The organism is Methylobacterium sp. PvP105, assembly GCF_017876975.1.
In the GTDB taxonomy this organism is placed as follows: Bacteria; Pseudomonadota; Alphaproteobacteria; order Rhizobiales; family Beijerinckiaceae; genus Methylobacterium; species Methylobacterium radiotolerans.
The window spans coordinates 3,047,188-3,058,650 of record NZ_JAGIPA010000001.1; the positions used below are offsets into that span (position 1 = coordinate 3,047,188).

Consider the following 11,463-nt stretch of genomic DNA (forward strand, 5'->3'; position numbering starts at 1 on the left):
CGAGCGATTCTGCGGGCGATTCTTAACGCATCCGCCGGCCCGTGCTACAGCCGGCTCTTCGTGCTACGGGCGCCCTGTCGAGCCCCTCGCCGCTCCGCCGCCCCTTCGCCGTCCGTCGCGCTCCGTCCGCGACCAGCCCCGGAACATACCGGACCGATGTCCTCAGCCGTCATCACGCGCTTCGCCCCCTCGCCCACCGGCTACCTGCACATCGGCGGGGCCCGCACGGCCTTGTTTAACTGGCTCTACGCCCGCCACACCGGCGGGAAGATGCTGCTGCGCATCGAGGATACCGACCGGGAGCGCTCCACCAAGGGCGCGATCGACGCGATCCTCGACGGCCTGTCCTGGCTCGGCCTCGACTGGGACGGCGACGTGGTCTTCCAGTTCGCCCGCGCCGAGCGCCACCGCGCCGTGGCCGAGGAGCTGCTGGCCGCGGGCCGCGCCTATCACTGCTACGCCACCGCCGAGGAACTCGCGCAGATGCGCGAGACCGCCCGCGCGGAGGGGCGCGCCCCGCGCTACGACGGCCGCTGGCGCGACCGCGACCCGTCCGAGGCGCCCGCCGGGGTCAAGCCGGTGATCCGCCTGCGCGCGCCGACCGAGGGCGAGACCGTGGTCGAGGACGCCGTCCAGGGCCGGGTCACCTGGGCCAACAAGGACCTCGACGACCTCGTCCTGCTGCGCTCGGACGGGACGCCGACCTACATGCTCGCCGTGGTGGTCGACGACCACGACATGGGCGTCACGCAGATCATCCGCGGCGACGACCACCTCACCAACGCGGCGCGCCAGAGCCAGATCTTCTCGGCGCTCGGCTGGGACGTTCCCCGGATGGCCCATATCCCGCTGATCCACGGGGCCGATGGGGCCAAGCTCTCGAAGCGCCACGGCGCGCTCGGCGTCGAGGCCTATCGCGATCTCGGCTACCTGCCGGCGGCCCTGCGCAACTACCTCGTGCGGCTCGGCTGGAGCCACGGCGACCAGGAGGTCTTCTCCACCGAGGAGATGGTCGCGGCCTTCGACCTCGGGGCGGTCGGTCGCTCCGCGGCGCGGTTCGACTTCGCCAAGCTCGCCAACCTCAACGGCCTCTACATCCGCACCAGCGCCGATGCCGATCTCGTCGCGGCGATCGAGACCATCCTTCCGAATGTCGGGCCGGAGCGCGGCCTGTCGGCGCCGCTGCAGCCCGACCTCAAGGACAAGCTGATCCAAGCCATGCCGGGCCTGAAGGAGCGGGCCAAGACGCTGATCGAGCTCCTCGACAGCGCCTACTACCTCTACGCCCAGCGGCCCCTGGCACTGGACGACAAGGCCCGCGCCCTCCTCTCCGACGAGGGGCGCGGCCGCCTCGCCGGCGTGCGGCCGGTGCTCGAGGCGCTGCCCGACTGGAGCGCGGCCTCCACCGAGGGCGCGGTGCGCCAGTACGCGGAATCGGCCGGCTGCAAGCTCGGACAGGTCGCCCAGCCCCTGCGCGCGGCGCTGACCGGCCGCACCACCTCCCCGCCCCTGTTCGACGTGATGGCGGTGCTCGGCCGGGAGGAAACCCTGGCGCGCCTCGGGGATCAGGCGCCGCAGGGCTGAGACTGCCGCGCGCGGACCGGGAACTGCGGGCCCCGGCCCGGATTGCGTTGGGTGGAATTCAGTTGGCGGAATTCGCTTGGCGTCGGGGGCGGGTTGTCACCGACCCCGTTGCTGCTGCACTGCCGTTTGGGTAACCCATGGCTGTGAGCACCCGCAGCATAATGCGTGTGCTCAGGCCCCCGGGACCGACTCGGGCAGCCCGAGGCCGGCATCCGCCACGTCGCCAGAGAAGGGTCCACGATCCATGAGCGCACCCAGCACCATCACCGTGGACGGCAAGTCGATCGAACTGCCGGTGAAATCCGGCACGATCGGGCCGGACGTGATCGATATCGGCAAGCTCTACGCCCAGACCGGCGCCTTCACCTTCGACCCGGGCTTCACCTCGACGGCCTCCTGCGAGTCGAAGATCACCTACATCGACGGCGACGAGGGCGTGCTGCTGTACCGCGGCTACCCGATCGAGCAGCTCGCCGAGAAGGGCGACTTCCTCGAGACCTGCTACCTGATGCTGTTCGGCGCCCTGCCGACCGCCGCCCAGCGGGCCGATTTCGAGTACCGGGTCACGCGCCACACCATGGTGCACGACCAGATGAACCGGTTCTTCACCGGCTTCCGCCGCGACGCGCACCCGATGGCCGTCATGGTCGCCTCGGTGGGCGCCCTCTCGGCCTTCTACCACGACTCTACCGACATCACGGACGAGAGCCAGCGGCTGATCGCGTCGATCCGCATGATCGCCAAGATGCCGACGCTCGCCGCGATGGCCTACAAGTACTCGATCGGTCAGCCGTTCGTGTACCCGAAGAACGACCTCGACTACACGTCGAACTTCCTGCGCATGTGCTACGCGGTGCCGTGCGAGGAGTACGAGGTGAACCCGGTCTTCGCCCGCGCGCTCGACAAGATCTTCATCCTGCACGCCGACCACGAGCAGAACGCCTCGACCTCGACGGTGCGGCTCGCCGGCTCCTCGGGCGCCAACCCCTTCGCCTGCATCGCGGCCGGCATCGCCTGCCTGTGGGGCCCGGCCCATGGCGGCGCCAACGAGGCGGCGCTGAAGATGCTGATGGAGATCGGCACTCCGGAGAACGTCGGCAAGTACGTCGCCAAGGCCAAGGACAAGAACGACCCGTTCCGCCTGATGGGCTTCGGCCACCGGGTCTACAAGAACTACGACCCGCGCGCCCGGATCATGCAGAGCACCACCCACCAGGTGCTGAAGGAGCTCGGGAAGACCGACGATCCGCTGCTGCACGTCGCCATGGAGCTGGAGCAGATCGCCCTCAAGGACGAGTACTTCATCGAGAAGAAGCTCTACCCGAACATCGATTTCTACTCGGGCATCACCCTCAAGGCGATGGGCTTCCCGACCGACATGTTCACCGTGCTGTTCGCCGTGGCCCGCACGGTCGGCTGGATCGCCCAGTGGGCCGAGATGATCGAGGACCCGTCGCAGAAGATCGGCCGTCCGCGCCAGCTCTACGTCGGTCCGACCCAGCGCGACTACGTGCCGGTCGACCAGCGCGGCTGAGGCGGGATCACCTGTCCGGAGACGCGACCAGCGGGGCGGCCGAGAGGCCGCCCTTCGTGTTTGCGGAGGCGATCGAGCTCTGCCTGCCCGTCCGGCCGCCCTACGACTGGGGGGCGATCCGCGCCTTCCTGGCCAAGCGGGCGATCCCGGGCGTCGAGGCGACGGATCCCGCGGAGGCCTACGCGCGTACGGTCAGCGTCGCGGGGCGGCACGGCCTCCTGACGGTGGCCCCCGGCGCGGACGGCCTGCGCGTCACGCTCCGCGGCGTCGAGGCCGGGCACGCCGAAGCGGTCGCCGGGCGCCTGCGCCGCCTGTTCGACTGCGACGCCGATCCCGGCGCCGTCGCGGCCTGCCTCGCCGGGGATCCGATCCTGGCCCCGCTCGTGGCCGCGCGGCCGGGTTTGCGCCTGCCGGGGGCGTGGGACCCGTTCGAGACCGGCTGCCGGGCGATCCTCGGCCAGCAGGTGTCGGTGGCGGCCGCGATCGGCCTCGCGGGCAAGCTGGTGGCGGCGTTCGGGACGCCGCTGGCGGAGCCGTCGGGCGGCCTGACCCACGTCTTCCCGGCGCCGGCGGATCTGGTCGAGGCGGATGTCGCCCGGGCGCTCAACATGCCTCGCGCCCGCGGCGCGGCGATCCGGGCGCTCGCCGCGGCGGCGCTGGCCGACCCGGACCTGTTCGCCCCGGCCGAGTCGCTGGAGGCCGCTCTGCTCCGCTTCACGGCGATCCGCGGGATCGGGCCGTGGACCGCGCAGTACATCGCCATGCGGGCGCTCAAGCTGCCCGACGCCCTGCCGGTGGGCGATGTCGGGCTGCTGCGGGCGCTGGAGACCGGCACCGGGCGGCCGAGCCCGGCGGAGCTCCTGGCCCGGGCGGAGGCGTGGCGCCCGTTCCGGGCCTACGCGGCACAGCACCTCTGGGCGGCGGACGAGGCGACCGTGACGGGGCGGTGAGGCGGCCGGCAGGCTCATGGTCCGCGTCGCCGGTATCGGCTAAGCTCGCGGCCGGCCGGGGGCTCTGGTTCGATGTCGGAAGCGGAGAGCGAAGCGCGCGACACGCTCGTGGCGAACGAGCGGATCAAGTTCTCGGCGACCTACGCCAACGGCCTGGCCGTCGCGATCTTCGCCGTCGGCGGTTTCGCGCCGTTCATCTCGACCGCCCTGTCGGATCGTCCGCACTTCGCGCCCGTGCTCATCGCCATGGTGGTTTGCTGGATCATGAGTGGCGCCATACATTGGGCCGTGAGGCACGCATTGCGGAACCTTCGGCCATGACGACAGCCCAGCTTCTCCTCCTGCTCGCGGTTCCGCTCGGCGGCGGCGTGCTGGCCTTCGGCGCGCTCTGGCTCGCCCAGCGGGCGCATTGAGGACAGCGGCCTCCGCAACGCGGAGACCGCGCCCTCGTCCTGAGCTGCGGTGGAGCCGTCCAGAAGGATGGGTCCAGCGAGCACCGGCACCTCAGGCCGAGGGGGGCACTGGAGCGCCCCCGGCCTCCCTCAACGCCCGAACCGCTCGAATTTCGGGAAGCTGCGCGCCATCATCAGCCCGACCTCGGCGCGGTGGCCGAGCCACTTCTCCAGCACCGAGACGTTGGCGAGCCGGCCTTCGGCCGAGCCGTCCTGCCAGGGCAGGCCGTCCGCCAGCTTGAAGACGTGCGCGTCGAGGAGGCTTCCGCTGCGGCAGCGCTGGAGCCGCACGCCCTTGCCGCGGGCGAGTTCCGCCACCTCGGAGACCGGGAAGATCAGGAGCAGCTTCTCGGTGTTCACCACCGCGACGTGGTCGCCGTCCGCCGGCACCAGCACGGCCGCTTTGGCGTCGCCGTCGAGACCCAGCACGTTCTTGCCCTTGCGGGTGTTGGCCACCAGCGCGTCCGCGGGCGCCAGGAAGCCGCGCCCGTCGGAGCCCGCGATCAGCAGCTTGGTCTCCGGCCGGTAGGGCAGCGCCGCCACGATCTCGGTGCCGTCGTCGAGGTCGGCCATCAGCCGCACCGGGTCGCCGAAGCCGCGCCCGCCCGGCAGCTTCGAGGCCTCCAGCGTGAACACCTTGCCGTTGGTGGCGAGCAGCAGGATCTTCTGCGTGGTCTCGGTCGGGAAGGCGATCTTCAGGGTGTCGTCGCCCTTGAACGCCACGCCGGAGAGGTCCGCCACGTGGCCCTTGAGTGCCCGGATCCAGCCCTTGGTCGAGACGATCACGGTGATGGGCTCGCGCTCGACCAGCGCCGCCGTGAAGTCGATGCCGCCGACATCCGGCGGGCTCGCCAGCGTCGTGCGGCGCTTGCCGAGCTTGGTCTCGGGCCCGAAGGTCTTCTTCACGGCGCGGATCTGCGCCTGGATCGCCTTCCACTGCGCCGGCTCGGAGGCGAGCAGGGCGTCGATCTCGGCCTTCTCGGCGGTGAGCGCGTCGAACTCGCGCTTCAGCTCCATCTCTTCGAGCTTGCGCAGGGAGCGCAGGCGGGTGTCGAGGATCGCGTTGGCCTGGATCTCAGTCAGCTCGAACCGGGCCATGAGGGCGGCCTTCGGCTCGTCCTCCTCGCGGATGATGCGGATCACCTCGTCGAGGTCGAGATAGACGATGAGCAGGCCGCCCAGGATCTCAAGGCGCCGGTCGATCTGGCCGAGGCGGTAGCGCGAGCGGCGCTGCAGCACCACGCGGCGGTGGTCGACCCATTCGCGCAGGCACTCGGCGAGCCCGATCACCTTCGGCACGAGGCCGCCGACCAGGACGTTGAGGTTGAGCGGAATCCGCGCCTCCAGCTCGGTCAGCCGGAACAAAGATTCCATCAGGATCACGGGATCGACCGTGCGCGAGCGCGGCTCCAGCACGATGCGCACGTCCTCGGCCGATTCGTCGCGCACGTCGGCGAGGAGCGGCAGCTTCTTCTCCTGCAGCAGCTCGGCCATCTTCTCGATCAGCCGGCCCTTCGGGATGCCGTAGGGAATCTCGGTGACGACGATGTTCCACGTGCCGCGGCCGAGATCCTCCTTGGCCCAGCGGGCCCGGACCCGGAAGGCGCCGCGGCCGGTCCGGTAGGCCTCGGCGACCGACTCGGCCGAGTCGATCAGGATGCCGCCGGTCGGGAAATCCGGCCCCTGGACGAACTTGGCGAGCTGACCCGAGGTCGCCTCGGGATGGTTGATCAGGTAGAGCGCCGCGTCGCACAGCTCGGCGGCGTTGTGCGGCGGGATCGAGGTCGCCATGCCGACCGCGATGCCCTGGCTGCCGTTGGCCAGCAGGTTCGGGAAGGCCGCCGGCAGGACGACCGGCTCCTCCTTCTCGCCGTTGTAGGAGGGGCGGAAATCGACCGTGTCCTCGTCGATCCCGTCGAGCAGGAGGCGCGCGACCTCGGTGAGCCGCGCCTCGGTGTAGCGGTAGGCGGCCGGGCCATCGCCGTCGATGTTGCCGAAGTTGCCCTGGCCGTCGACCAGCGGGTAGCGCTGGGCGAAGTCCTGGGAGAGCCGCACCAGCGCGTCGTAGATCGCCTGGTCGCCGTGCGGGTGGAAATCGCCCATCACGTCGCCGACGATCTTGGCGCATTTCTTGTGCGCGGTGGTCGGGTCGAGCCGGAGCAGCCGCATCCCGTACAGAATGCGCCGGTGCACGGGCTTCAACCCGTCGCGGGCGTCCGGCAGGGCCCGGTGCATGATCGTGGAGAGCGCGTAGGCGAGGTAGCGCTCCTCCAGCGCGGATTTCAGCTCGACGCTCTCGATCCCGTCGCCGGACGGCGGCTCGAAGGGCTGGCCCATGACGGCTCCTGTCTCAGGGCGGGGCCGCCGAACAGCGGCGCCACCTCATGCAGCAATCCGTCATTCCGGGGCGCCGGAGGCGAGCCCGGAATCCAGACCCGCCTGCCCTGCCGGAGGAGACGGACGATCCTGCCGGGCCGCGTGCGCGTCTGGATTCCGGGCTCCGCTCCGCGGCCCCGGAATGACGGGTTTGTTCGTCCCGGGTCGAGCCACGCTCAAGCCCGGGCGTTTCTAGAACAGAACGCGAACATTACCCGGCCTCGCGGCCGAGCGCAACGAATCGCGCCCGCTCCTCGGGCGGCCCGAGGCCGCGCGGACCCCAGACGTGCCGGTCGAGGAAGTATCCCGTCAAGGTAAACCCTTGGGCAACGCCGTCGGGACCGGGGGACCCGCCCGCGTGCAGGAAGGTCGGGAGCGCCAGCAGGCGGTCCCGGTAGGGCTCGCCGGCCGAGGCGCTGACCGCCCGGCCGCTCTTCGGCGACACGTAGGCCAGGGCGTCGTTGCCGCCGGTGGCCGCGCAGGCGGTCAGGTCGAGGCCGAAGCCGAGCTCCGACAGGATCGCCAGCTCGAACCGCACCATCAGAGGCGGGGCGACGGCGGGGTCGTCGAGGTGCTCGACCAGAATCCCCGCCGCCTCGTAGAGCGCCGGATGCGGGTCGCGCTCGGGGAGGAGCCGCAGCAGGGCGGCCATGTGGTTCATGCCGTAGAGGGCGAGGCTCGATCCGATCAGCCGCGAGAGCTGCGACTCGAGGGGTTCCACCGCGTAGGAGCCGAGGCCGTCGTCGAGGCGCGCCCGCCACGTCAGGCGGACGCGGTTCCCGGCCTGCAGAACGGGCTGCATCCGGCGCGAGCGCCCGCCGTGCACGAGGCCGAGGTGGCGCCCGTGGGCCTCGGTCATGGCCTCGAGGATGACGCCGGTCTCCCCGTGCCGGCGCAGGCCGAGCACCAGGGCGTCGTCGGTCCACTGCATCGAACGTCGCGTCTTCGTGTGAGAGATCGGGTGAGCGGTGCGCTCCGCGCCTGCCTCTCATATAGGGAGCCGCGGCGGTCGGCGCTGCCCCGCGCGGTGCCCAGCCCCAGGCAGCCTTGGCCGGGTAGCGATGACCGATGCCGCGCCGCGTCGCCCTCGCCGCCCTGATGGTCCTCCTCGCCGCCGGTGCGCAGGCCGCGCCGCGGGCATCGAGGCCCGCCGCCGAGTCTGTCCCCTCCCCGGCCCTCCTCCGGCGCATCGCCGCCCTGGCCCTGAGGCAGGTCGAGTTCGGCGCGGTGTCCCTGCTGCCCGTCCGGTTCGCGGGCAGCCGGATCGCCGGGCCGATCGCGGACGGCGGCCGGGTGATCTACTGCGTGTCGGGCCGGATGTACGGGCGGACCTTCGGCAAGCCCGAGCGGCCGAGGGTGGCGCTGCTCGACGACAACGACCGGCTCTCAGTGCTCGACGACGACGAGGTCTGCGCCGGGCACCGCACCCGACCCTTCCCCGAACTCGACGCGCTGGGCAACAAGCCGTGAGGCCCGGGCGTTGAGGGCCCATGCCCGCCGCGCCCGCCCGCACCCTCGACCTCAGCCTCGACCTGATCGCCCGCGCCCATTCCGTCCCGATCCCCGACGACCCGAGCGCCCTCGAGGTTCTCTCGGACGCGGAGCTGCGCCCCGGGCTCGACGCGATCGTCGCCGGGCGCGAGGGCAGCGACCTCTGGGTCTTCGCCTACGGCTCGCTGATGTGGAATCCGGAATTTCCCGTCGCCGAGCGCCGGATCGGGACCGTGCGCGGCTTCCATCGCCGGTTCTGCCTGCTTCAGCGCCGGTTCCGCGGGACGCCGGACCGGCCGGGCTTCGTGCTGGCGCTGGACCGCGGCGGCCTGTGCCGGGGCGTGGCCTTCCGCCTGCCCGGCATGGAGATCCGCGAGGCGCTGATGCCGGTCTGGCGCCGCGAGATGCGCGGCCGCGGCTACGTCGCCCGCTGGCTGCCGGTCGCCACGGAGGCCGGGACCGTCTCGGCCCTGACCTTCCTGGCCAACCGCGCCAGCGACCGCTACGCCGGCCGCCTCTCGGATGCGGAGATCGCCGAGAAGATCGCCGCGGCCTGCGGCCACAAGGGGCCGAGCGCCGAGTACCTGTTCCGGACCGTGGAGGCCTGCGAGCGCCTCGGGATCCGCGACCGCCACCTCTGGAGCCTCCAGGCCCTGGTGGCCGCGCGGCTCAGGGCCTGCGCGCCGGGAGCGTGATCCCCGGTCCTCCGCGCCTCGCGCGCGGACGGAGCCGAACGCGTCGACCGAACGCGTGGACCGAGGGCGACGACCGGATGCCGGCGGCTCAGATCCAGGCCCGCTTGGTCGCGACCACGACCCGCCCGCCGCCGTGCTCCGCGTCCGGGTTGCGCGGCTCCCGGATGCCGGGGGCACGGCCGGTGGTGACGTAGACGAGGAGGGTGAGGACGAGCAGGATCTTCGTGCGCATGGCGACGCTCAAGCTTGAGCGTCGGTGCATAGGAACGATCGGTTTTTACGGAGTTGCTGCAGTGCACGCGGGCGCGCGGCCAGCCGCTTCCCCGCGGACGTGGTGAACGAAGGGTTGCGATGCGGCCGCGATCGTCTATGCCGCCGGCCCGTGATGTCCACAGGCGGAGGATAGGATGCGGCTCCGGATCGGCGTGGCCCTGGCGGTGGTCGTCATCGCCGCCGTTGCTCTCCTGGCCGGACCGCTGAGCCGCGGGGACAGCCTGTCCGACATCCTCACCGGCCGGACGCCGCTGCTGGCCGGGAGCGCCCGGGCGCCCGGCGGCAGCGCGGACCTGACCGGCACCGCGACCCTCGAGGCGGACCGGCGGCCGGCGACCCTGCACGTCGCCTGCGATCCGGGCGGCACCGGCCTGTCCGCCGCGATGACCGTGCCGCGCTTCGCCGAGCTGGCGCCGCGCTTCGACTTCGCGGGCCTCGAAGGGGCCGACAGCGAGAAGCCCCTCACCGGGATCCTGGTTTCCAGTGACGGCAGCGTGCGCTCCGTGCGCATGCCGGTCCGGGGCGCCGCGACCGGGCCGGAGGCGGGCTTCACGCTGACGGTGACGGGCGCGCGCCGGGGCGAGGATCCGCTGCGCGGGGTGGCCCTGGCCCTCGCCCAGCCCGGGACCAAGCTGACCTGGACACAGGCGAGCCCGCGCCCGGGAGACCCCGCCCTGACGGCGACGTTCACGGTCGCGGAGGCCGACGCCGCCGCCCTGAAGGCGGCCCTCGACGGCTGCCTCGCGGCGCCGTTCTGAGGCGGCCCGGCCGGCGCCTCACAGGACCCATGTCCCGACCAGGCAGAGCGTGGCGAGGAAGGTCGCAGCGGTGGTCAGCCATCCGAGCCCGTTGGTCACGCGGCCATTGACGCGGCCGCCCATCACGGCCCGGTCGTTGGTCATCAGCATCATGAGGAGCAGGAGCGGCGGCACCGAGAAGCCCTGCACGATGCCGGACCAGACGAGCGCCCGCATCGGGTTGAAGCCGAGAAAGTTCAGACCCACCGCCAGCACGGTCACGGCCGCGATCGTGCCGTAGAACAGCTTGGCCTCGCTCGGACGGGCGTGCAGGCTGCCCGTCCGGCCGATCCCCTGCACGAGGTCGTAGGCCGCCCCCGTGGTCATCACCGGCACCGCCAGGAAGCCGACGCCGACGACCCCGAGGGCGAACAGGTACTTGGCCCCTGCCCCCGCCAGGGGCTCCAGGGCGGCCGCGGCCTGGGCGGCGCTCTCGATCTCGGTCTGCCCCGCCTGATGCAGCGTCGCGCCCGTGGACAGGACGATGAAGTAGAGGATGATGTTCGAGAACAGCATCCCGATCATCACGTCCCGGCGGGTCTTGCGCAGCTCGGCATCGGTCGCACCCTTGCGCTGCCGCAGCGTGCGCCGTCCCAGGGCGATCTCCTCCTCGACCTCCTGGTTCGACTGCCACGTGTAGATGTAGGCCGAGAGCGAGGTGCCGATGCAGGCGACGATCATCGCCAGGAAGTCGGCATCGAACCGGACCTGCGGCACGAGGGTGCCGCGCAGGATCTCGGCGGGGTCGGGACGGGCCAGGATCGCGGCCGCCACGTAGGCGAACAGGGCGAGCGCCAGCCAGCGGAAGATGTCCCGCAGGAGCGCGTAGGAGCCGAAGATCTGCAGGCTCAGGATCGCCGCGGCGGCGCCGACCACGATGGCGGGGATCGGGACCGGGACCAGCAGGTTGAGGGCCGCGCCGATCCCGCCGAGATTGGCCGCCGCCTCGATGACGTTGCCCGCGAAGGCGCCGGCCACGAGCGGGTAGAGGACCCAGCGCGGGTAGCGGTCGCGCACGATGGCGAACAGGCCCTTGCCGTAGACCTGCCCGAGCTTGGCAGAGAGGTAGACGACCACGACCATCATCGGCAGGACGACCGGGGCGATCCACAGGAACCCGAGGCCGTACCGGGCGCCGGCGCTCGCATAGGTGCCGATGGCGGAGGGGTCGTCGTCGGCGGCGCCGGTGATCACCCCGGTACCGAGGGCGTGGAGGAGGCTGCCACGGCCGCGTGGCCTGTCCGGGTCGTCGGTGTCGGGTTTCGGACGGGGCTGGTCCATGGATCCTCGTCGCAGGGTGCGCCGAGGTCC

At 71.8% G+C, this 11,463-nt stretch carries 11 protein-coding genes; 7 read left to right on the forward strand and 4 right to left on the reverse strand.

The features are described from left to right. Positions 1-156: 156 nt before the first annotated feature. From gltX to J3A75_RS14455, 4 genes are all read left to right on the forward strand, one after another. Entirely contained in the window at positions 157-1,584 is a 1,428-nt protein-coding gene (gltX, locus tag J3A75_RS14440) for a glutamate--tRNA ligase (protein ID WP_209650298.1), read from the forward strand. Positions 1,585-1,828: 244 nt separating this feature from the next. Next, on the forward strand, positions 1,829-3,118 hold the full coding sequence (gene gltA / locus J3A75_RS14445; protein ID WP_012319002.1) for a citrate synthase: 1,290 nt from the start codon (positions 1,829-1,831) through the stop codon (positions 3,116-3,118). 56 nt (positions 3,119-3,174) lie between these two features. Continuing rightward, positions 3,175-4,068 carry a 3-methyladenine DNA glycosylase 2 gene (locus tag J3A75_RS14450; RefSeq protein WP_063111549.1) on the forward strand — a complete coding sequence of 298 codons (894 nt, stop codon included), beginning with the start codon at positions 3,175-3,177 and terminating at the stop codon, positions 4,066-4,068. Between the two features lie 72 nt (positions 4,069-4,140). Further along, positions 4,141-4,389 carry a hypothetical protein gene (locus J3A75_RS14455; protein WP_012319004.1) on the forward strand — a complete coding sequence of 83 codons (249 nt, stop codon included), beginning with the start codon at positions 4,141-4,143 and terminating at the stop codon, positions 4,387-4,389. 221 nt (positions 4,390-4,610) lie between these two features. On the opposite strand, the gene parC is transcribed toward J3A75_RS14455, so the two are convergent. Together parC and recO are read right to left on the reverse strand one after the other, a co-directional pair. After that, a complete protein-coding gene (gene parC, locus J3A75_RS14460) occupies positions 4,611-6,857 on the reverse strand; it encodes a DNA topoisomerase IV subunit A (protein WP_070999419.1) in 2,247 nt (748 codons plus the stop codon). 250 nt (positions 6,858-7,107) lie between these two features. Beyond that, a complete protein-coding gene (recO, locus tag J3A75_RS14465; protein ID WP_024830250.1) occupies positions 7,108-7,827 on the reverse strand; it encodes a DNA repair protein RecO in 720 nt (239 codons plus the stop codon). Between the two features lie 137 nt (positions 7,828-7,964). Here recO and J3A75_RS14470 point away from each other — a divergent pair, with 137 nt between their 5' ends. After that, entirely contained in the window at positions 7,965-8,366 is a 402-nt protein-coding gene (locus J3A75_RS14470; RefSeq protein WP_070999420.1) for a hypothetical protein, read from the forward strand. Positions 8,367-8,386: 20 nt separating this feature from the next. Then, positions 8,387-9,082 carry a gamma-glutamylcyclotransferase gene (locus J3A75_RS14475; protein WP_024830249.1) on the forward strand — a complete coding sequence of 232 codons (696 nt, stop codon included), beginning with the start codon at positions 8,387-8,389 and terminating at the stop codon, positions 9,080-9,082. 88 nt (positions 9,083-9,170) lie between these two features. On the opposite strand, the gene J3A75_RS14480 is transcribed toward J3A75_RS14475, so the two are convergent. Then, the gene (locus tag J3A75_RS14480) at positions 9,171-9,314 is read right to left on the reverse strand and encodes a hypothetical protein (protein ID WP_012319010.1); all 144 of its coding nucleotides are present in this window, start codon (positions 9,312-9,314) and stop codon (positions 9,171-9,173) included. Between the two features lie 175 nt (positions 9,315-9,489). Here J3A75_RS14480 and J3A75_RS14485 point away from each other — a divergent pair, with 175 nt between their 5' ends. Further along, on the forward strand, positions 9,490-10,113 hold the full coding sequence (locus J3A75_RS14485) for a hypothetical protein (protein ID WP_024830248.1): 624 nt from the start codon (positions 9,490-9,492) through the stop codon (positions 10,111-10,113). Positions 10,114-10,131: 18 nt separating this feature from the next. Here the strand turns inward: J3A75_RS14485 and J3A75_RS14490 are convergent, their stop codons facing one another. Next, positions 10,132-11,433 (reverse strand): Nramp family divalent metal transporter, encoded by a 1,302-nt coding sequence (locus J3A75_RS14490; RefSeq protein ID WP_058607640.1) that lies wholly within the window; start codon positions 11,431-11,433, stop codon positions 10,132-10,134. Positions 11,434-11,463 lie beyond the last annotated feature (30 nt).